This is a genomic window from Paenibacillus curdlanolyticus YK9 (assembly GCF_000179615.1).
In the GTDB taxonomy this organism is placed as follows: Bacteria; Bacillota; Bacilli; order Paenibacillales; family Paenibacillaceae; genus Paenibacillus_T; species Paenibacillus_T curdlanolyticus.
The window spans coordinates 147,741-167,712 of record NZ_AEDD01000012.1 but is presented as its reverse complement, the minus strand read 5'-3'; the positions used below and the strand labels follow the sequence as shown (position 1 = coordinate 167,712).

Below are 19,972 nucleotides of genomic sequence, written 5' to 3'. Positions count from 1 at the left end.
AGTCTCCTTGTCTGTGCGGGTAGTCCGATAGTCGGCGGATTATGCGATTCATTGTGTGCTTAGTATCCCATATTAAGCGTCGGACCACAAATAAAGGCTTCGCCCGCGCAGCGGCTTTTATGGACATGAGAAAAAGAGCGACCGCCGATCTGACTGGCGACGCTCGAAGAGGCGGGTGGAGCTTGTAAGACCAGATGCCAAGGTTTATGGCAAGTAGGTGTAAATGTCCTAGTCGGACGCGGCTACACTTCCGCTTGAAACGATTGCACCAGACGCCTCGCCCGGTCCTCATCCCGCTTATGCACAAGCAGTCGTCGGAGGTTGGCATCGCCGGACAGCTTGGTTTTCACGCCCTGCGACTTTAGGTAAGCGTATAAACGGTCGACGAGGTCGACCCGCGTGCCTCCTTCGGTCAGAATGACGGTCCAGCGCGAACTTGAAGAAGCAATTGTAGCGATGATTGCGGCTATAACGATCACGAAGAGCGCGCTCCACAGCCATAACATCGGACATGCACCACCTTTTGAGCATTAATGGATGACGTTCTGGTTCATTGTATTCGCCACCCGCTTGTTCACATGCCATGAAAATGCGTCAAAATAAGCGTATTTGCAAACTTGTATCCCGGTATTGGTTTCCTGTAAAGTCAAGGGATGGACGATAGTCGCTCAATAAGGAGCTGACGGATATGATTCGAATTGGATTGGCGGGCTGGGGCGATCAAGACAAGCTGTATGGTACGCCTGAGGCGGCTCGTCAGAAGCTGGTGACCTATGGAAAGCTGTTTTCGGTAGTGGAGGTGGATAGCTCCTACTATGCCGTTCAGCCGGTACGCAATATGGAAAAATGGACGAGCGAAACGCCGGAGGGCTTCTCCTTCGTGGTCAAAGCCTACCAAGGGATGACGGGGCATACACGAGGGCGCATTCCGTTTCCGAATGAGGGAGCGATGTTTCGTGCGTTCCGCGAATCGCTGGCACCGATGCAGGAGAAGGGCAAGCTGGCAGGCGCCTTATTTCAGTACCCGCCGTGGTTTGATTGCACGCGTGAGCATGTGCGGCTGCTGCGCGAAGCTCGGGTGCGGATGGGGGACGTGCCGTGCATGTTGGAGTTTCGCCATCGGAGCTGGTTCGAAGCGGATATGCGGGAGCGAACACTCGATTATATGAGGCGAGACGGCTGGATGCATAGCGTCTGCGACGAGCCGCAGGTGGGGGATGGATGCGTGCCGATTGTAGAGGCGGTGACGGATGAGAAGCTGACGTTAGTCCGATTCCATGGCCGGCATGCGGCGGGTTGGCATTCATCGGGCCAGCCGAATTGGCGCGACGTACGGTATTTGTATCGATATAGCGAGGAGGAGCTGTCGAAGTGGGCGAAGCGTCTGAGACGCTTGGAAGAGCAGACGGGCGAGCTGCTCGTTATCTTCAATAATAATTCGGGCGGCGATGCCGCTGATAATGCGAGGCAGCTGATGGCGATGCTGGGGCAGCCTGTTCCGCCGCTGCCGGAGCTCCCGCCGCCTGCGGGGGAGCAGCTGAGCTTGTTCGATTGATTTTAGGCGATTAAATATGGGTAAATAATGAAGAACGTTTTTTGAAGGGCATGTTCATAAGAAAAGGAGACGATGACGATGAGCGTGGCGAAGCATATTGCGGATACGGTTGAACTGGCGAACGGCGTAACAATGCCGTGGTTAGGGCTCGGCGTGTGGCAGGCTGCAGATGGGGCGGAGGTTGAAACGGCTGTTCGAGCGGCAATCGAAGCGGGATACCGAAGCATTGACACGGCAGCGGTATACGGGAACGAAGAAGGCGTAGGGCGCGCGATCCGGGAGACCGGCGTGAAGCGGGACGAGCTGTTCATCACGACGAAGGTTTGGAATGCGGACCAGGGCTATGAGTCGACGCTGCAAGCGTTCGAGACGAGCCGCCGCAAGCTAGGGCTGGATGTTATCGATCTCTATCTCGTGCATTGGCCCGTTACCGGCAAATATAAAGAAACGTATCGCGCGCTAGAAAAGCTATACCGTGACGGCAGCATCCGCGCGATTGGCGTAAGCAACTTTTTGGAGCCGCAGCTTCATGACCTGTTGGGCGAATGCGAAGTGAAACCGATGGTGAATCAAGTGGAGTTTCACCCGCTGCTTACGCAGCCTTCGCTCTATTCGCTGTGCAAGGAGCATGGCATTCGACTAGAAGCATGGAGTCCGCTTATGCAAGGGAATCTCGATCTGCCGCTGCTGCGGCAGTTGGCGGACAAATACGGCAAGTCGCCTGCCCAAATCGTGTTGCGATGGGATTTGCAGCGCGGCGTCATTACGATTCCTAAATCGGTCACGCCTGCGCGCATTGCGGAGAATGCGAATGTGTTTGACTTTAACTTGTCGGATGCGGATGTTGCGGCGCTTGATGCGTTGGATGAGGGACGGCGGTTTGGTCCTGACCCGATGACGTTCGTCTAGGCAAAGCGGCTGTTGGCATCGGCTATTCGATTAACAGAATGTTCATGGGATAGGAACTTGCGACGAGCTGCAAAATAAGGGAAGCCGCCTGCTTGACACGGTGAACTGTAACTGATATTATTACAGTACAAAGCGGGGTGGCAACCGGCAATGAACAGTGAATTTACGATAGCCGTACACAGCTTGGTTTACCTGGCCTACGTGCCGGAACGAATGGCTTCAAGTGAAGCGCTCGCCGACAATGTCGGCACGCATCCAGCTCGCATTCGCAAAGTGATGAGCGTCCTTCGCAAGTCGGGCTACGTCGCAACGCGGGAAGGCGCGGGCGGCGGTTACCGGCTCACGGCTGAGCCCAATGAGGTTTCGCTTGGCGATATTTATCGCGTAATGGCGCAAGGCTCATTGATGCCAAGCTGGTGCTCGGGCGACCCGGAGATGGATTGCGTCGTCGGCTCGAACATGAAGCAAGTGATGTTCGGCATTTTCTGCACTGCGGAGAAGCGGCTTGAGACTCACTTTAATGCGATTACGATTCGGGATGTGCTTGGGCAAATTCATGATTGTGTAGACTGTGAGTAAGCAATCAGCAGCGGTATGAAGGGGTTCACCCATCCCATACAATTTAGTGGAGAGGAATGATCCGACATGGCAGTAGCATTGACTAAGGAAAATTTCACGCAAAGCATTGAGAGCGGCGTATCGCTCGTAGACTTCTGGGCGCCTTGGTGCGGACCTTGCAAAATGCAGCTTCCAATCGTTGAGGAGCTCGCAGGCGAGCTTGCAGGCCAAGCAACGATTGCAAAAATCAACGTTGACGAGCAACCGGAGCTCGCTTCCCAATTCGGCGTAATGAGCATCCCTACGCTGATTCTGTTCAAAGACGGCCAACCGATCGACAAGCTCGTTGGTCTGCAAAGCAAAGACGCTCTGAAAACGAAAATCCAAAACAACCTGTAAGGTTGAGCGGATAAGCGAGAAAAAGGCGGTGCAGAAGATTGTTTCTGCGCCGCCTTTTTGTATTTGAGAGCGAGAATAGGGCAGAAAAAAGTGCGCTATGCGGGAGTTTGATGCACACGAGCGGGAATAGGGCAGAAAAAAGTGCGCTATGCGGGAGTTTGATGCGCACGAGCGGGAATAGGGCAGAAAAAAGTGCGCTATGCGGGAGTTTGGTGCGTACGAGCGAGAATAGGGCAGAAAAAAGTGCGCTATGCGGGAGTTTGATGCGCACGAGCGGGAATAGGGCAGAACATTCTGCCCTATTTTGGTGTGCATCCTATTCGGCGTCCATGCCAAAGTTTTAAAGCTGCAAGAAAATTTACCCTCCGCAAGAAACCTTTTGATTGGAGGCTGCGTTTAAAGAAGCAGAAGAGTTGAACAGCATCGAATAAACGCCATTCCAAACGTTTTAGGAGGGTTACACGCATGACAATGAAAAAGAACAAAAAGCCACGCGTCTCCAGCGCATCGCGCAAACTAATTGCGCTCGCGACTATGGTAGCGCTTACGGCTTCGCTGCCAACGGCGGCTTTTGCCGATAAAGCCGTTAATCCAAGCGTGGTCAGCGGCGCGCCGAGCACGGCAGCGGCCACATCCAGCGACTCCGCAGCATCTCAGCCGGCAAGCGGCGATGATGCATCGGTCAAAGCAGAGATTACGAAAGCAAAGGCGATTGAGCTGGCTCGCAAGTATTTGTCCATCCCAGACGCTTATACGCTTCAAAGCTCGCGTCTATCGACGAATATGCAAGAAAACGGACTTTATATCGTATGGAACCTGTCGTTCATTAATAAGGTGAATGGCAAAGTGAAGGGGACGATTGAGGCCGGGCTAGATGGCACGACGGGCGAGCTGCTCTCGTACTACTCGAGTACGGACAATTCGAATGCAAAGCCTTCTTACCCGCCGAAGGTAAATCGCGAGAAAGCGACGGGGGTCGCATTAGCGTTTCTTAACAAAATCGCGCCCGATTACGTGAAGCAAGTTGAGTTGGATGCCTATGTTGGCGTAGGCACGAAGCCGCCGCTATCTGGCCAAGTGGTTCACTCGCTCCGTTATGACCGTATCGTGAACGGCGTGCCTTATGTTCAAAACTACATCGATTTTCAAATCGACGGTGAAGGCCATATTTTAAGCTATCAGCTCAATTGGGAGCGGGTCGTGAATTTTGAGAAAGCGAAGCCGGCGTTCGCCCTCGACGAGGCCACTGCCAAAATCTCTGCACTCGCCAAGCCGGTTTTATCGTACACGGTTCCATACCAAAGCAAGTCGCGCAAGCCGGTGCTGGTCTACAACATGCCGGCCTTAGCAATCTCTGCTGTAACGGGGGGACCGATCGATTCGCAGCAAGTGAAGCAAACCGAAACGCAGGTTAGCGCGAAGCCATCGGGCACGAAGCCGGTTGCGGGCAAGGAAGTGCTGACGAAGGAGCAGGCATCCGACAGAGTGAAGGCGGCGTTCGATGTGCCCGCTAATGCGAAGCTGAACAGCTCGGATTTCAGCGAGTACACAGACGAGAATGGCAAGGCGCGTGCCAGCTGGCAGCTTGCTTACTCGCTCGACCAAGAGAAGGAGGTTGGGCAATCGGCTTGGGCAGAGGTTGATGCTTGGACAGGCGAGGTGCGCACCTACAATGCGTACAATTCCTCTACGCGAACAGGCGCAGGCATTACGTATGACCAGGCAAAGGCGAAAGCCATTAAGGTGCTGCAGGAACGCGTCTCTTGGAAAGCGGACCAGTATTATTTGGTCGAAGGAGATCCTTCTCGTTATACGGACAAAAAGCCGGAGGAGATTGGCGAGTTTTATTTTAGTGCGGTGCGTAAGGTGCATGGCGCAGTTGCGGAAGATGAGAATTTGCAAGTATCGATTAGTGCATTTAACGGGTCTGTAACTAGCTACTGGTCATATTCCGGAGGTTATGATTATCCGGCTCAGGCGCCGTCTGTCATCGGGGATGCCAAGGCGATTGCGGCGTGGATGAATTTTTATCGCGTGGAGCTGACGTATCAATCGAACTATTCGTATTACTGGAACGGCCAACCAATCCCTGTGGAAAAATACAGAGTGATGCTCGCTTCGGGGGAGGCTAAGCCTTCCGAGATCGAGACCAAAGGAGAGGCGAAGCTCGTTTACCGACTCGTCCCGCGTTATGTCATGGACCAATCGGTTACGCTCGATGCGCAGACCGGGAAGTGGATTAGCGCCGAGGATGGCACAGCGGCAACGCTTGAGCGTCCTATGGCGACCGATATTGACGGGCACTGGGCTCAGCGTGAGCTAGAGCTGATGGTTGCGTATAAAGCGCTTGATCTCAAGGATGGCAAAGTAAATCCGAATGCGGTCATTACACGCGGCGAAATGATCAAAATGCTCGTGCTGGCGATGAATCAAGGCTCGCAGCCGATGTATGGCGCAGCGGACGAGAAGACGGAAGCGTCCTTCGCTGATGTGGCGGCGAACTCGCAATACTTTGCTTACGTCGAGACGGCATTAGGCCAGCAGCTCATCGACATCGGGGACGGCACGTTCGACCCTAACGGCAAAGTGGACCGTGAGGAGATGGCGGAGTTGATCGTTCGCGCACTGGGCTTCAACGCGCTGGCGGAGCATAACGATCTGTTCAAGGTCACGTTCAAGGATGCTTCGAAAACCAAGCAGCGGGGCCAAGCGGCGATTGCTGTAGGGTTAGGCATTATGTCGCTGCAAAATGGAAATTTCTTGCCGGAAAAGCAAGTGACGAGAGCTGAAGCGGCTGCGGCATTCTTCCGCTTCCTGCAAGCGCGCGCTGATCTGCAAGAGGCGCCGCTGCGCAATTAGATTTGCAGCACGATTCGTATTCCAAAGCCCGCCAAGCCGATTGCGAATCGGATGGCGGGCTTTATTTTGCTCATAAATGGGTAAGTAGGCTATGGGAGGCAGGCTAGTCGGATTTTTTCTTCTTGCCGCTGTAGTTCGTAACGGATTTTGCATCTTCAATCGTATCATTGACGAAGGCCATATCTTGATTTTTGGCTTTCATGTGGGTAGTGCCTTTGTAATTGCCCTTATGCGACTGATTTTCCATGTGGCTACACCTCCTTGAGACGTAGTATCCCCTGCCGCGGGCGGGACATTCTAGAGGTACGGCATTCAAGAGCGGGGAGTGAGTGAAACAATGGATAAATTGGACCAACGACGAAATCATCAAATAAAAGGTATGCGAGCGCTGCTAGCTGTGGTGCTGCTTCTGGCGGGCATTGTTCTGCTGGCTGCGTGCTCGTCAGAGCAACCGGCGCAACAGGACAAGCGGGCCGTGCCGTCTGCAAGCAAAGCGGAGGAATCGGTCGCAGCATCCGAGGCCGCTGCGATTCGCGAGGAGCTGGCACAATCGGCGCAGGCTGCTTCAAATCCGGCAGGGTGGGCGATCACGCTGAAGCTGGACCAGCAGCTGGACGAGAATGGACAGCCCTCCAAGATGAATATGACATCCGAGGGTCCTGTTCGGCGGGAGCCGCTGCAGTTGAAGCAGACGATCATTTCGGAGTACGGGGGAGAAACGTCTAAGATGGAAACCATTTTAACCCCGGACGGCTATTACATGCATGACATGACGAGCGACGATTGGACGCGCATGGCCAAATCGGTCATTCCGCAAGTAAAGGAAACGCTGTCGGATTATCAAATCATGCCGTCTGAGCCGATTGAGCGGCTGGCTACCGCGTCTGAGAAGCTGCAACGCACGACAACGGCAGATGGCGGCCAGATCCAGTATGTATACACAGGAGACGGCAAGGATGCGGGCGCGCGCGCGTTGATTGACGATATTTTGCGTGGCACGTTCGGCGGCAGCGCCATGACGCAAGAGGTTGTGGACAGCATCGCGGTCGAACAGTTCGAATATAAGCAGTCGATTGATGCACAAACGAAGCTTCCCGCGAAAGTGGGCCTGAAGCTGGAGCTGACGATTGAGCTGCAAGCAGGGCATCGTTCCAAGCTGAGCGAAACGCTGGACGTATCGTACAGCAAGTGGAATGAAAGCACGGCAATAACGGTGCCGGACAGCGCCAAGCAGGCAGAGGAGGTCACGCCGCCGACGCCGGAGCAGCTGGAAGAAGTGGATCGGCTGTTGGGACAATAGGCGATATGCTTTCCATGTGCGCAAGGTTCGGGTATAATGACCATTATTGATAAGACAGTTAGGAGTTGTTATGCGTCATGGCGCTTTCTTGTGGAATAGTCGGACTGCCGAACGTCGGCAAATCGACGCTGTTTAACGCAATCACGCAAGCCGGTGCGGAATCGGCGAACTATCCATTCTGCACAATCGACCCGAACGTCGGCGTTGTCGAAGTGCCGGATGAGCGGCTGATTAAGCTGACGGAGCTTGTTACACCGAACAAGACCGTACCGACTGCTTTTGAATTCGTAGATATTGCCGGCCTCGTGGCAGGCGCAAGTAAAGGCGAGGGCCTGGGCAACAAGTTCCTCGCGCATATCCGTGAAGTGGATGCGATCGTGCATGTCGTTCGCTGCTTCGTGGACGAGAACATTACGCACGTAGCGGGCAAAGTCGATCCGCTGGGCGACATTCAGACGATTAACCTTGAGCTGATTTTGTCCGACATCGATTCCGTTGACCGCCGTATCGACCGTTCCCGCAAGAATATGAAGGGCGGAGACAAGAAATACGCGCAGGAAATCGAAGTGCTGGAGCGTCTGAAAGAAGCGCTGTACAACGATCAGCCAGCTCGCAGCGTCGAGCTTAGCGACGATGAGCGCCAATTGATTCGTGACCTGCATTTGCTGACGATTAAGCCCGTGCTGTATGCAGCTAACGTGAGCGAGGCGGAAGTGGCGAATGCTGATGAGAACCCTTACGTGAATATCGTGCGTGAATTTGCTGCAGCGGAAGGCGCGGCAGTCGTGCCGATCAGCGCGAAGGTAGAGTCCGAGATCGCAGAGCTCGAGGGCGAAGACAAGGCGATGTTCCTTGAGGAGCTGGGACTGCAGGAATCCGGCTTGAACCGACTGATCAATGCGGCGTACAAGCTGCTTGGCCTGTACACGTATTTCACAGCAGGCGTTCAAGAGGTTCGGGCATGGACGATTCGCAAAGGCATGAAAGCGCCGCAAGCGGCGGGCGTTATCCATACTGATTTCGAGCGTGGTTTCATTCGCGCCGAAGTTGTTTCGTATAACGATCTGGTTGCAGCGGGCTCGATGAATGCGGCCAAGGAGAAGGGGCAGCTTCGTCTGGAGGGCAAGGAATATGTTGTGCAAGACGGCGACGTTATGCACTTCCGCTTTAATGTATAGTTGAATCCTTCCAAATAAGAGACGCTTCCGGCAGTCCTGCTGCCGGGGCGTCTTTTTTTGAAAAAATAAGGCGCTTCGCTAATAGATGGCGTGCTGTCGGCCGTTAACATAAGAAAAAGGTCATTTGCGATTGAAGCATAAAGCGTGAATTTAACGAAATTCATTCATGTGACCGCGTGAACAGAGAGGATGAACATCATGAGATTGTGGCGCAACATGAGTCTGGTATGGAAAAGCTCGTTAGTCGTGTCTGTATTAATTATTGTCATTGTGAGCGTGATGACGATGGAGAGCAGCATGCGGTGGCGGAAGGATTACATGAGCGATATGAAAGAAAAGGGCAGGCTGCTGAGCACGCAGCTCGCCGCCGAGAGCGCAGAGGTGCAGCTGGCGGCCGATCGATTGTACAAGGGCGAGAATGACGGCAAAGATCCGGCCTCCGTCGCGATGCAGCGCCGGCTCGTTGCGATGGCGGGCCAAGCCAACGTAGAGCATGCGTATTTGCTGCTTCCGGAGGTGGAGAAGGATGCGCAAGGAAGTACGATGACCTACTTGCTTAGCGATAATTTTACCGGGACGGATGGCAGGCTGGGCGATGTATATCCAATTACTGAACATTTTGAAAGGGCTATTGAGCAGGCGAATAAGTATGGGGAAGCACTGTCGGACGCCTATGCGAACAAGAATGGCACTTACCGAACGTATTTGACGCCGATCGTCAGTTCTGACGGAGATCGGATCGCTTGGTTCGGGATCGATTATTCGGAGTCAAAGATGCAGCAAGAGCTGAATGCTAGCCTGAGGGGCGAGCTTCTGATTGCGGTGGGGACGGAAGCGGCAGGCATCTTGGTCATCGTACTGTTCCTGCTGCGCATGCTCGCGCCATTGAAGAAGCTGACGAAGCTGTCAGAGCAAGCGGCGGGCGGCGATTTGACCGTTTCTGCGCAAGTGCTCTCCCGCAATGAGATTGGCAGATTGTCCGGCTCATTCAACGATATGATTGCTAGCCTTAATCAACTAACCAAGCATGTGCAGGCGTTATCGAGCGATGTAAGCGGCAATGCGAATGCCGTGAATGCGAATGCCGGGGAGTCGTCGGAGCAGACGAGACTGGTAGCGGAGGCGGTTCGAGAGGTTGCTGAAGGCTCGGCCCAGCAGCTGCAAAGCTCGCAGGAAAGCCAGCGTGCGATGACGGAGATGGCGATCGGGATTCAACGGATCGCGGAATCGTCCTCTGTCGTATCCGAGCTTGCGGTAGAGACGTCGGACAAAGCGAAGGATGGCGGCCAATTGATCGAAGGCACGGTCGTTCAGATGAGAGCGATCGAATCGGATCTGCTGGAAACGAACGCCGCAATGAATGAGCTGCAAGAGGAGACGGCCCGCATTCGCGAAGCGATGGAGCTGATTAGCGACGTGGCGGCGCAAACCCATTTGCTTGCGTTGAATGCATCGATCGAGGCAGCTCGCGCAGGCGAGCAAGGGCGCGGCTTTGCAGTAGTTGCGCAGGAAATTCGGAAGCTAGCGGAACGGACTGGCGAATCTTCTCTGCAGGTCAGTGACATGCTAGGCAGTATCGTGTTGCGTACGAATTCGACGGCGTATGCGATAAGCCGTTCGCTGGAAGAGGCGCGGCATGGCTCGGGCGTAGCGGCAGAAGCAGGCCAATCGTTCCTGTCCATCGCAGATGGCATTCGCACGCTGGTGGATCAGATCCAAGAGGTGTCGGCTTCGACTGAGCAAATGTCAGCGGGCAGCGAACAAATCGCCGCTTCGCTGGATGAATTGGAGCGGATTGCGGAACGTTCCTCGGATCATGCATCCTCGGCAGCGGATGCCGCAGAGCGCCAGCTGTCGTTAATGCGGAAGGTTGAGGCGGCTTCGCAATCGATGAAAGCATCGGCTGAGGAGCTGCTGATGGCTGTCGGAACGTTCAAAGTGTAGAGGAATTACGCAAATTGGGCGTGAATCCGGTCGTTTCCATGGGCAAACTAGTTTATACAGTGGCACTCCTGTGTTATAATTACCGGATGAATACAAGGTTGCGGCTTTTGCCGAACCTTATAGGGGTGAAGATACGGTGTTAGACCGTTTATCAGTATTAGCCGACCGTTACGAGAAATTGAGCGAGCTTCTGTGCGACCCAGACGTTGCTGGTGATCCGAAGCGACTGCGTGAATATTCGAAGGAACAGTCCAGTCTGCAAGAAGCATACGAAGCTTTTACGGAATATAAGCAGGTTTGCGAGCAGCTGGATGATGCCAAGCTGATGCTTGGCGAGAAACTGGACGACGAGATGCGCGAGATGGTCAAAATGGAGATCGGCGAGCTGGATGAACGCAAGACGGCGCTCGACGAACGCATTCGCATTTTGCTCCTGCCTAAGGACCCGAATGATGACAAGAACGTTATCGTCGAGATCCGCGGCGCGGCTGGCGGCGATGAGGCTGCTTTGTTCGCGTATGACCTGTACCGGATGTACAACAAATATGCGGATAGCCAAGGCTGGCGCGTAGAGCTGATGGATATGAACGAGAGCGATCTCGGCGGCTTCAAGGAAGTCGTGTTCATGATCATCGGCAAGGGCGCTTACAGCAAGCTGAAGTTCGAGAGCGGTGCTCATCGCGTGCAGCGAATTCCAGCAACGGAGTCGGGCGGCCGCATTCATACGTCCACTTCGACGGTTGCGGTTATGCCGGAGATTGAGGAAGTGGATATCGAGATTCATGACAAGGATATCCGTATCGATACGTTCTGCTCCAGCGGCGCTGGCGGCCAGTCCGTTAATACGACGAAATCCGCTGTCCGCGTATTGCATGTGCCGACAGGCATCATGGCGACCTGCCAAGACGGCAAATCGCAGAACGAGAACAAAGCGAAGGCGCTGCAAGTGCTTCGCGCTCGGATCTATGAGATTCACCGTCAAGAAGAGGAAGCGAAATATGCTGGCGAGCGTAAAAGCAAAGTCGGTACGGGCGACCGCAGCGAGCGAATCCGGACGTACAACTATCCGCAGAGTCGGGTGACGGATCATCGTATCGGCTTGACGCTGCACCGCCTTGATGCCATCATGAACGGCGATATCGAGGAAATCGTGCAGACGCTGACGATCACAGAGCAAGCGGAGCTGCTGGAACAGGAAAACTCGAACGCATAAGCAGCGTTTGGGAGGAACGGGCGAGCGCATTCGCAGTTTAATAAAAGGAGTGTCATGCGAAGATGACGAACATGGAGACGGGAACGAATGAGTCCGTCGCCTATCGGCCCGGCATGACCATTGGAGAAGCCTGCTTGCAGGCTTCTTCTTTGCTTGCTGGGCATGGAATCGGCGAGCCGCGCTCGAATGCCGAGCTGCTGATCGGACACGTGCTTGGTTTTGGCAAGGCAGAGCTGCTCCGTGATTGGCGCGAGCCGATGCCGGAGGAGGCATTCGCGCGATGGGCGAAGCTTGTGGCGCGCAAAGCTGCGGGGGAGCCGGTGCAATATTTGCTGGGCGAGCAATGGTTTTATGGGCGGCCGTTTGCAGTGACGGCGGCCGTGCTTATTCCGCGCCCTGAGACGGAGCTGCTCGTCGAAGCGGTGCTGGCGGAGGCGGATGCGTTGTGGCCGCGCGGAGAGGCTGCGGCTGCCGGGCAGGAAGCGAGAGTCAGGGAACTGACGGTGCTGGATGTTGGCACGGGGAGCGGCGCGATTGCGGTCACGCTTGCTGCGGAGCGAAGCGACTGGCGCGTGTACGCGTCAGATTTGTCGCCGGACGCGCTGCAAGTTGCGCTGGGCAACGCGTGGCGACATGCGGGAGCGGGGCGTATTGCGTTTGTCGAGGGCGATTTGCTGACGCCGTTTCTTGCTGTTCCGGAGACGGAGGCGGATAGAGCCTCGGCAGGGCGAAAGCCGTCGCCAGCTGCGGATGCGTCGTCTGTGTCTGCGGTGGATACTGATGGGGAACATCGTGATTTGGAGCATTCCGATGCAGATCAGCGTAATGCGCATCGTACATCGCACCTTACGCAAGCTGCTGGATTGCGAATCGATGTGCTCGTATCGAATCCGCCATATATACCGGCTGGAGACCTGCCTGATCTACAGACGGAGGTTCGCGACTATGAGCCGCGGCTCGCGCTAGACGGCGGCATGGACGGGCTGGACCCTTATCGCCGGATGGCAGAACAGCTGCTGCGCCTTGCGGAGCTGCCTCGCATCGTCGCGTTCGAGCTGGGCATGGGGCAGGCGGAGGACGTGGCGGAGCTGCTGCGTTCGATCGGTTATTGGGATCATATTCGGATCATTACCGATTACGGCGGCATCGACAGGCATGTCGTTGCCGTAAAACGGGCGAGCGGCGGCTCGCATTAAATAGGGATGGATGTGTCGAAGAGGGACCTCGGCACATCCATTTTTTTGTGACGCCCGCGCGCGAGCGAATAGGGCACACGGAATCTGCCCTATTGGCGCACCGCGCCCGCGCGCGAGCGGATAGGGCACAAGAATGTGCCCTATTGGCGCATCGCGCCCGCGCGCGAGCGGATAGGGCACAAGAATGTGCCCTATTGGCGCACCGCGCCCGCGTGCGAGCGAATAGGGCACAAGAATCTGCCCTATTGGCGCACCGCGCCTGCGCGCGAGCGAATAGGGCACAAGAATCTGCCCTATTGGCGCACCGCGCCCCGCGCGAGAGCGGATAGGGCGCAAAAATCTGCCCTATTGGCGCACCGCGCCCGCGCGCGAGCGAATAGGGCGCAAAAATCTGCCCTATTGGCGCACCGCGCCCGCGCGCGAGCGAATAGGGCACAAGAATCTGCCCTAGTGGCGCACCGCGCCCGCGCGCGAGCGGGTAGGGCACAAGAATGTGCCCTATTGGCACACTGCTCCGCAACGCCCACATTTTTTCAAATTGATAGGTTTATAGATTCTATCCCCCGGACATAATAGGGATAGATTCGTTCCGGAACGCAAGCTAGCACCGACGGGTGCCTGAGAGGGGCTTGTGTCTATGATTCGCCATCATTCCTATTATTCGGTTGATTCTTCCACTCCTAACGTTCGTTCTGAAGCGCGTTCTATTGAATTGGACAAACCGCGGCGCAGCCGTTTTGCATATCGCCCAATGTATGGATACCTTATTATTGCACTGTTCGTGCTAGTCATGAGCTGGGAGCAAGTGCGGACGGACGCTGCAGCTGTTGAAGGCGCAATTCCGGAGCAGTCGATCCGGCTGCGCATTCTCGCCAACTCCGATAATCCGGTTGATCAGGCGGTAAAGCGGCATGTGCGCGACGCTGTCGTTCAAGCGATGAACAGCTGGGTCGCGGGTCCTTCTACGATTGAAGCTGCGCGCGAGACGATTCGTTCGCACATGGGGGAAATCGAGAAGATCGTTGCGCATGAGCTGGAGATTCGCGGGTTCGATTACGGCTTCAAAGCCGAGCTGGCTGTTGTTCCGTTCCCTACTAAAATGTACGGCAATCGCATCTACCCCGCCGGCGATTATGAAGCGCTCCGCATCACGCTCGGCAAAGGCGCCGGGCAAAACTGGTGGTGCGTGCTATTCCCGCCACTGTGCTTTGTGGATGCGGCATCGGGCGAGGCTGAGCCTGTAGCAGCGGCGGCGGCCGAACAAGACGGCAAGCAGCCTGCGGCAGCTAAGACGTCCAAGTCGAAGTCGACAGCGGATAGCAAAAATCAGCAGGCGCACGTACAGCAGGCGAAACTAGATCAAGCAGACAAAGCAGTTAGCGCACAGGCGGACCAATCGACTGAGACGCCGCAAGCGAAATTTTTCATCGTTGAGATTTTTGAAGCAATCATTGGATTCTTCCGGTCTTTATTCGCGTGATTCATTTCTTGCAGGGTCTCATTGTTTAAGTGATTACAGCCGGCATGCGCAAGCAGCCGGCTTTGGTGTGTTATACTAGCATAAAATGCAAAATGACAAGGATTGAATCGCTTCTATGACAATAAAGACGCAATTCTGGCAGGTGAAGGCGGACTTGCAGGAGCAAACGGCAGCGGATGAGGCTGCAATTGCAGCGGCTGCGGAGCTGCTGCGTACAGGCGGAACGGTCGCCTTTCCGACAGAGACCGTGTATGGGCTGGGTGCAGATGCGCGGCAGACATCGGCAGTGGAAAATGTGTTTGTTGCCAAAGGCCGTCCCTCTGACAACCCGCTAATCGTTCATATCGCTGACGAAGCGCAGCTTCGAACGCTTGTAAAGCCGTATGGCGACACGGAGCGGGCGCTCATGCGCCGGTTTTGGCCGGGGCCGCTAACGCTCGTGCTGCCTGCCCTTGAGGGCGCGGTATCGCCGCGCGTAACCGCAGGGTTGGATACCGTAGCGGTGCGAATGCCGGATCACGCGGTGGCGCTGCGTTTGATTGCCGAATCCGGCTGTCCCGTTGCCGCGCCTAGCGCCAATCGCTCCGGGCGGCCGAGTCCGACGGTTGCTGAGCATGTGCGCGAAGATTTGAATGGCCGGATCGACGGCATTGTAGATGGCGGCCCGACGGGAGTCGGGCTTGAATCGACGGTTGTGCAAGTCGAGGCGCCAGGCGTTGTTCGCATTTTGCGGCCAGGCGGGATTACTCCGGTACAGCTGCGTGAAGCAGCGCCGACTGTTTTGCTGGACGAATCGTTGGAAGCACTGGAGCGAAAGGACGCCACGATGGTCCCGCAGGAGCGGGCCGTCGTATCGGACTCCCCCGCAGTTGGTACTGCAACTGCCGTTCCAGCCGCAGCGCCACGGTCGCCCGGAATGAAATATACGCATTACGCGCCGCGCGGCAGCATGCAGCTGGTCCATGGCGAGCCGGACGACGTTCGCGCATACATTACAAAAGCGCTTCAGGCTGCGGCAGCCGAAGGCGAGATAACAGGCGTGCTGACCTACGATGAGCATGCAGCGAGCTATCATGCGGACGCTGTTATTTCATGCGGCAGCCTGATGAAGCTGGAGACAGCGGCGCAAGGGCTATACGCTGCCTTGCGCGAGTTCGATGCCAGAGGCGTCCAGCGCATTTGGGCAGAGGCTTGCTCGAGCGACGGAATTGGCTTGGCGCTGATGAATCGGCTGGAGAAGGCAGCAGGCCACCAGATCGTTTATTTAACCTAGAGGCGGAGCCTCCGAACATGTTTCAGCGCTCGTCCGCATAAAGTGGTACAACTAAGGGCCACGCGGGGGAGATGGATGAATGCTGGGTTCGAGTATGGGTGCCGGAGAATGGTTAACACTGCTTATTATGGCGGTAGCGCTTGGGATGGATGCTTTCTCGCTGGGCGTTGGAATAGGGATGAAAGGCATCGGGCTAAAGCGGATTTTGCTGCTTAGCGCGATTATAGCGTTGTTCCATGTGCTTATGCCGCTGCTCGGCATGACGGCCGGACAATATGTCAGCGACCTATTGGGCAGCGTGGCATCGCGTGCGGCGGGCGTTCTTTTGCTGCTGCTGGGCGGTCATATGGTTTACAACTCATTTCGGGGCGGCGATAGCCCTGCGGTGAATCATCAGACGATTTGGGGCATGCTGCTGTTCGCTTTTAGCGTAAGCGTCGATTCGTTCTCGGTCGGTGTTTCATTGGGCATGTTTGCGGCAGACGTGCTGTACACGGTGCTTTTATTCGGGTTTTTCGGCGGTCTCATGTCTGTGCTTGGGCTGCTGCTGGGACGCCGCGCAAGCCGGAGCCTTGGGGAATACGGGGAGGCGTGCGGCGGCATCATTTTGCTGACGTTCGGATTATTATTTGTGTTCTAACGGAAAGGAGATTGGCATCTAAGTGAAACGGATATTGTTCGTTTGTACTGGCAATACATGTCGGTCACCGATGGCAGAGGCCATCATGCGCGATCGGGCGGCAAGCCGCTCCATGAACCTCGAAATCCGCTCTGCGGGCGTTTCGACCGTAGACGGGCTGCCGATTTCGGCCAATGCGGCGGAGACGCTCAGACGCAAGCGTGTCTCCCACGAAGGGGCAAGCCGCGCGCTCGGCAAATCATTCGTGGAATGGGCGGATCTGATTTTGACGATGACCTCGGCGCATAAACGGGGATTGATTGGCCGGTTTCCCGAGGCGATTGACAAGACGCATACGCTGATGGAATACGCGGCGCTTAGTGCGGATACGGTGGCGGATCTCGAGGAGCTGGAGCGTTTATATACGGAATGGCAAATGAAGCAGGCGCTCGGGCAGCAGATGCCTGAAGCGGAGCGTTCGCGCATGCTGGAGCTGGAGAAGCGTATCCCCAACTTCGATATTGCTGATCCGTTCGGCGGCCCGCTGCAGGTGTATGAGAGCTGCGCGGCGGAGATCGAAGCGGCTGTGGACAAGCTTTTGGACAAACTGGGCGAGGCTGGAACCGAACGCTGATTTGGGTGTCGAGTCATGCGTTTTAGGATTGATTTTGCCGATAGGTTGGAGTAAAATGAAATCAAATTAACGGTTTCCGATGTAACTGGCGACGAAGTGGGATACCACGGTGGAGCATCGGAATATACGGCCGGTCGCCTGGGCAAAGAGCATCGTGCATGAGCACGCTATGCTCTTTTTGCTTTTTTTCGGGCGTAAGGGCTGTCGTGTAACTCGGACAAATTAGGTATACTAAGGCTAGCGCAAATCGCACAATCCTAAGGAGGATCCACGTTCATGAAAATCTCGATTGGAGCCGACCATGGCGGCTACCGCTTGAAAGAAGTTTTAGTTCCGATCATCCAATCGCTCGGCCATGAAGTGCAAGATGTCGGCTGCAGCTGCGACCAATCCGTCGATTATCCGGATTATGCGCTTCCCGTATGCGAAGCAGTCGTTAAGGGCGAAGCGGATCGCGGCATTTTGATCTGCGGCACGGGAATTGGGATGTCCATCGCAGCGAACAAAGTGCAAGGCATTCGCTGTGCACTCGTGCAGGACACGTTCTCGGCGAAAGCGACGCGCGACCACAACGATACGAACGTCCTTGCATTGGGCGAGCGCGTACTTGGCTTCGGTATCGCGGAAGAGATTGTTCGCATTTGGCTGGAAACGCCGTTCTCCAATGGCGAACGCCATGTCGGACGCATCAATAAAGTGATGAATATTGAAAAGCAGGTTTCGAATCGCGTCTAGCCCGCATCGAATCGGAGGTAATGGCCATGAGTGCTGCGGCATTTGACCATGTACAAGCTAAGTCGGTTGAGCAATCTGTTACAACGGCGCTTCGCGAGCTGGTTGCCGCCGGCGGGTTAAAGCGCGGCCAGTTGGTCGTCATTGGCGTTAGCACGAGCGAGGTGCTCGGCCAGCGAATAGGGACATCCGGCACGACGTCGGCGGCGGAAGCGATCTTCGCAGGCGTGGAGGCGGTTCGCGGCGAAATCGGCTTTTATCCTTTGTTCCAGTGCTGCGAGCATCTCAATCGCGCGCTCGTCGTCGAGCGTGAAGCGGCTGATCGCTATGGACTGGAGGAGGTTGCAGCCGTGCCTGTGCCGAAGGCGGGCGGCTCGATGGCTGCACACGCGTATCGGGCGCTGCCGGATGCTGTGCTCGTCGAAAGCGTACGCGCGCATGCCGGCATTGACATTGGCGACACGTTTATCGGGATGCATCTGCGCGCGGTAGCGGTCCCTGTTCGTCCATCCGTGCGTACTATTGGGGCGGCCCATTTGACGATGGCGTTCGCGCGGCCGAAGCTGATCGGCGGAGCAAGGGCCGTTTATGAGCGGGAGCAGACAGCTGAACAAGCAAGCGGCACTTGCGACTAATAGGCAGTTACTGCGAGAGTTATAGATTCGAGTTTGACGGAGATTCAGCTTGCGCTTTTTGAGCTTAACCATATAAGCAAGGACATTAGAGGAGGATATTGAGAATGGAAAACCTACGTAAGCAAGACCCAGCAGTTTTAGAAGCACTTGGACTTGAATTGCAACGCCAACGCGACAACATCGAGCTGATCGCATCCGAGAATATCGTTAGTGAAGCTGTAATCGAAGCAATGGGCACGGTTCTGACGAACAAATATGCAGAAGGCTACCCAGGCAAACGCTACTATGGCGGCTGTGAGCATGTCGATATCGTTGAAAATATCGCACGCGACCGCGCAAAAGAGCTGTTCGGCGCCGAGCACGCGAACGTGCAGCCGCATTCCGGCGCACAAGCAAACATGGCTGTTTACCTGGCATGCCTCAACCCAGGCGATACGGTTCTTGGTATGAACCTGGCGCATGGCGGACACTTGACGCACGGCAGCCCAGTTAACGCATCGGGCCTTCTTTACAACTTCGTTCCTTATGGCGTACAAGAGGACTCTTCCACGATCGATTATGAAGAAGTTCGCAAGCTGGCGTTTAAGCACCGTCCACGCCTGATCGTCGCTGGCGCAAGTGCATACCCGCGCATCATCGATTTCGAGAAGCTTGGCCAAATCGCACAAGACGTAGGCGCGCTGTTCATGGTTGATATGGCGCACATCGCGGGCCTTGTTGCTGCTGGTCTGCATCCGAACCCAGTGCCGCATGCACACTTCGTAACGACAACGACGCACAAAACGCTTCGCGGACCGCGCGGCGGTATGATCCTTTGCCGCAAGCCTTGGGCTGCAGCAATCGACAAAGCGGTATTCCCAGGCTCCCAAGGCGGACCGCTCATGCACGTTATCGCAGCTAAAGCAGTTGCATTGGGCGAAGCGCTCCAGCCTTCGTTCAAGGAATATGGCCAAAACGTTGTCAACAACGCTCGCGTGCTTGCTGACGCGCTCGTTGGACACGGCCTGAACCTTGTATCGGGCGGTACGGACAACCACCTCATGCTGATCGACCTTCGCAACCTGAACATCACAGGTAAAGAAGCCGAGCATGTACTGGATTCCGTTCAAATTACGTGTAACAAAAATGCGATTCCATTCGACCCAACAAGCCCGTTCGTTACAAGCGGCATCCGGATCGGTACGCCAGCGGCTACGGCTCGCGGCATGAACGAGGACGCGATGAAAGTGATCGCGGAAGTTATCGCAATGACGCTCAAAAATCCGAAGGACGAAGCGGTTCTGGCAGAAGCGCGCGGTAAAGTTCAAGCGCTGACGGCACAATTCCCGCTCTACCCAGGAATGACTTACTAATCGCCTGCGCGCTTTGACGCGCTTGGCTTTAAGCCCCCTCTCCTCGAATGGAGCAGGGGGCTTTTTGTATCCTCCGGTCGGGATTGTCATGATATACTAATGTCAATCATGGGAATGATTGGGGAGGCAGCTTCAT

General features: G+C 55.6%; 19 protein-coding genes and 1 riboswitch. Of the genes, 17 read left to right on the top strand and 2 right to left on the bottom strand.

The window, feature by feature from the left end; genetic code table 11:
* Positions 1-242 precede the first annotated feature (242 nt).
* Positions 243-506 (bottom strand): hypothetical protein, encoded by a 264-nt coding sequence (locus PAECUDRAFT_RS20700; protein ID WP_006040103.1) that lies wholly within the window; start codon positions 504-506, stop codon positions 243-245.
* A gap of 182 nt (positions 507-688) precedes the next feature.
* On the opposite strand from PAECUDRAFT_RS20700, the gene PAECUDRAFT_RS20695 reads away from it, so the two are divergent.
* From PAECUDRAFT_RS20695 to PAECUDRAFT_RS20675, 5 genes are all read left to right on the top strand, one after another.
* Positions 689-1,555 (top strand): DUF72 domain-containing protein, encoded by an 867-nt coding sequence (locus tag PAECUDRAFT_RS20695; protein WP_006040102.1) that lies wholly within the window; start codon positions 689-691, stop codon positions 1,553-1,555.
* A gap of 78 nt (positions 1,556-1,633) precedes the next feature.
* Positions 1,634-2,464 (top strand): aldo/keto reductase, encoded by an 831-nt coding sequence (locus PAECUDRAFT_RS20690; RefSeq protein WP_006040101.1) that lies wholly within the window; start codon positions 1,634-1,636, stop codon positions 2,462-2,464.
* 150 nt (positions 2,465-2,614) lie between these two features.
* Positions 2,615-3,043 carry an RrF2 family transcriptional regulator gene (locus PAECUDRAFT_RS20685; RefSeq protein ID WP_006040100.1) on the top strand — a complete coding sequence of 143 codons (429 nt, stop codon included), beginning with the start codon at positions 2,615-2,617 and terminating at the stop codon, positions 3,041-3,043.
* A 66-nt stretch (positions 3,044-3,109) separates the two neighbouring features.
* A complete protein-coding gene (gene trxA / locus PAECUDRAFT_RS20680; RefSeq protein WP_006040099.1) occupies positions 3,110-3,421 on the top strand; it encodes a thioredoxin in 312 nt (103 codons plus the stop codon).
* Positions 3,422-3,886: 465 nt separating this feature from the next.
* Positions 3,887-6,280, top strand: a complete 2,394-nt coding sequence (locus PAECUDRAFT_RS20675) for an S-layer homology domain-containing protein (RefSeq protein WP_006040098.1) — start codon at positions 3,887-3,889, stop codon at positions 6,278-6,280.
* Positions 6,281-6,383: 103 nt separating this feature from the next.
* On the opposite strand, the gene PAECUDRAFT_RS26185 is transcribed toward PAECUDRAFT_RS20675, so the two are convergent.
* Complete coding sequence (locus PAECUDRAFT_RS26185) at positions 6,384-6,527, bottom strand: hypothetical protein (protein ID WP_006040097.1); 144 nt, start codon at positions 6,525-6,527, stop codon at positions 6,384-6,386.
* Positions 6,528-6,617: 90 nt separating this feature from the next.
* Here PAECUDRAFT_RS26185 and PAECUDRAFT_RS20670 point away from each other — a divergent pair, with 90 nt between their 5' ends.
* From PAECUDRAFT_RS20670 to PAECUDRAFT_RS20615, 12 genes are all read left to right on the top strand, one after another.
* Positions 6,618-7,580, top strand: coding sequence for a DUF6612 family protein (locus tag PAECUDRAFT_RS20670; protein WP_006040096.1), 963 nt, complete (start codon positions 6,618-6,620; stop codon positions 7,578-7,580).
* 77 nt (positions 7,581-7,657) lie between these two features.
* Positions 7,658-8,758, top strand: a complete 1,101-nt coding sequence (ychF, locus tag PAECUDRAFT_RS20665; protein WP_006040095.1) for a redox-regulated ATPase YchF — start codon at positions 7,658-7,660, stop codon at positions 8,756-8,758.
* A 198-nt stretch (positions 8,759-8,956) separates the two neighbouring features.
* Positions 8,957-10,702 carry a methyl-accepting chemotaxis protein gene (locus PAECUDRAFT_RS20660; RefSeq protein ID WP_006040094.1) on the top strand — a complete coding sequence of 582 codons (1,746 nt, stop codon included), beginning with the start codon at positions 8,957-8,959 and terminating at the stop codon, positions 10,700-10,702.
* Between the two features lie 136 nt (positions 10,703-10,838).
* Positions 10,839-11,915, top strand: a complete 1,077-nt coding sequence (gene prfA / locus PAECUDRAFT_RS20655; protein ID WP_006040093.1) for a peptide chain release factor 1 — start codon at positions 10,839-10,841, stop codon at positions 11,913-11,915.
* A gap of 62 nt (positions 11,916-11,977) precedes the next feature.
* Complete coding sequence (locus tag PAECUDRAFT_RS20650) at positions 11,978-13,111, top strand: N5-glutamine methyltransferase family protein (protein WP_006040092.1); 1,134 nt, start codon at positions 11,978-11,980, stop codon at positions 13,109-13,111.
* A 637-nt stretch (positions 13,112-13,748) separates the two neighbouring features.
* A complete protein-coding gene (gene spoIIR / locus PAECUDRAFT_RS20645; RefSeq protein ID WP_006040090.1) occupies positions 13,749-14,591 on the top strand; it encodes a stage II sporulation protein R in 843 nt (280 codons plus the stop codon).
* A 115-nt stretch (positions 14,592-14,706) separates the two neighbouring features.
* Positions 14,707-15,864 (top strand): L-threonylcarbamoyladenylate synthase, encoded by a 1,158-nt coding sequence (locus PAECUDRAFT_RS20640; RefSeq protein ID WP_006040089.1) that lies wholly within the window; start codon positions 14,707-14,709, stop codon positions 15,862-15,864.
* Positions 15,865-15,943: 79 nt separating this feature from the next.
* Positions 15,944-16,504 carry a manganese efflux pump MntP gene (locus PAECUDRAFT_RS20635; RefSeq protein WP_006040088.1) on the top strand — a complete coding sequence of 187 codons (561 nt, stop codon included), beginning with the start codon at positions 15,944-15,946 and terminating at the stop codon, positions 16,502-16,504.
* A gap of 22 nt (positions 16,505-16,526) precedes the next feature.
* Complete coding sequence (locus PAECUDRAFT_RS20630) at positions 16,527-17,117, top strand: low molecular weight protein arginine phosphatase (protein WP_006040087.1); 591 nt, start codon at positions 16,527-16,529, stop codon at positions 17,115-17,117.
* 71 nt (positions 17,118-17,188) lie between these two features.
* Positions 17,189-17,268, top strand: a riboswitch (ZMP/ZTP riboswitch).
* A gap of 125 nt (positions 17,269-17,393) precedes the next feature.
* On the top strand, positions 17,394-17,852 hold the full coding sequence (rpiB, locus tag PAECUDRAFT_RS20625) for a ribose 5-phosphate isomerase B (RefSeq protein ID WP_006040086.1): 459 nt from the start codon (positions 17,394-17,396) through the stop codon (positions 17,850-17,852).
* Positions 17,853-17,878: 26 nt separating this feature from the next.
* Positions 17,879-18,484, top strand: a complete 606-nt coding sequence (locus PAECUDRAFT_RS20620; protein ID WP_006040085.1) for a TIGR01440 family protein — start codon at positions 17,879-17,881, stop codon at positions 18,482-18,484.
* Between the two features lie 104 nt (positions 18,485-18,588).
* Positions 18,589-19,836: a serine hydroxymethyltransferase gene (locus PAECUDRAFT_RS20615; protein WP_006040084.1), complete on the top strand. Its 1,248-nt coding sequence runs from the start codon at positions 18,589-18,591 to the stop codon at positions 19,834-19,836.
* Positions 19,837-19,972 lie beyond the last annotated feature (136 nt).

What these genes read in the sequence shown, in the direction of transcription:
- PAECUDRAFT_RS20700 (WP_006040103.1), bottom strand. Translation starts at nt 506, where the DNA reads ATGTTATGGCTGTGGAGCGCGCTCTTCGTGATCGTTATAGCCGCAATC.
- PAECUDRAFT_RS20695 (WP_006040102.1), top strand. Translation starts at nt 689, where the DNA reads ATGATTCGAATTGGATTGGCGGGCTGGGGCGATCAAGACAAGCTGTAT.
- PAECUDRAFT_RS20690 (WP_006040101.1), top strand. Translation starts at nt 1,634, where the DNA reads ATGAGCGTGGCGAAGCATATTGCGGATACGGTTGAACTGGCGAACGGC.
- PAECUDRAFT_RS20685 (WP_006040100.1), top strand. Translation starts at nt 2,615, where the DNA reads ATGAACAGTGAATTTACGATAGCCGTACACAGCTTGGTTTACCTGGCC.
- trxA (WP_006040099.1), top strand. Translation starts at nt 3,110, where the DNA reads ATGGCAGTAGCATTGACTAAGGAAAATTTCACGCAAAGCATTGAGAGC.
- PAECUDRAFT_RS20675 (WP_006040098.1), top strand. Translation starts at nt 3,887, where the DNA reads ATGACAATGAAAAAGAACAAAAAGCCACGCGTCTCCAGCGCATCGCGC.
- PAECUDRAFT_RS26185 (WP_006040097.1), bottom strand. Translation starts at nt 6,527, where the DNA reads ATGGAAAATCAGTCGCATAAGGGCAATTACAAAGGCACTACCCACATG.
- PAECUDRAFT_RS20670 (WP_006040096.1), top strand. Translation starts at nt 6,618, where the DNA reads ATGGATAAATTGGACCAACGACGAAATCATCAAATAAAAGGTATGCGA.
- ychF (WP_006040095.1), top strand. Translation starts at nt 7,658, where the DNA reads ATGGCGCTTTCTTGTGGAATAGTCGGACTGCCGAACGTCGGCAAATCG.
- PAECUDRAFT_RS20660 (WP_006040094.1), top strand. Translation starts at nt 8,957, where the DNA reads ATGAGATTGTGGCGCAACATGAGTCTGGTATGGAAAAGCTCGTTAGTC.
- PAECUDRAFT_RS20650 (WP_006040092.1), top strand. Translation starts at nt 11,978, where the DNA reads ATGACGAACATGGAGACGGGAACGAATGAGTCCGTCGCCTATCGGCCC.
- spoIIR (WP_006040090.1), top strand. Translation starts at nt 13,749, where the DNA reads ATGATTCGCCATCATTCCTATTATTCGGTTGATTCTTCCACTCCTAAC.
- PAECUDRAFT_RS20640 (WP_006040089.1), top strand. Translation starts at nt 14,707, where the DNA reads ATGACAATAAAGACGCAATTCTGGCAGGTGAAGGCGGACTTGCAGGAG.
- PAECUDRAFT_RS20635 (WP_006040088.1), top strand. Translation starts at nt 15,944, where the DNA reads ATGCTGGGTTCGAGTATGGGTGCCGGAGAATGGTTAACACTGCTTATT.
- rpiB (WP_006040086.1), top strand. Translation starts at nt 17,394, where the DNA reads ATGAAAATCTCGATTGGAGCCGACCATGGCGGCTACCGCTTGAAAGAA.
- PAECUDRAFT_RS20620 (WP_006040085.1), top strand. Translation starts at nt 17,879, where the DNA reads ATGAGTGCTGCGGCATTTGACCATGTACAAGCTAAGTCGGTTGAGCAA.
- PAECUDRAFT_RS20615 (WP_006040084.1), top strand. Translation starts at nt 18,589, where the DNA reads ATGGAAAACCTACGTAAGCAAGACCCAGCAGTTTTAGAAGCACTTGGA.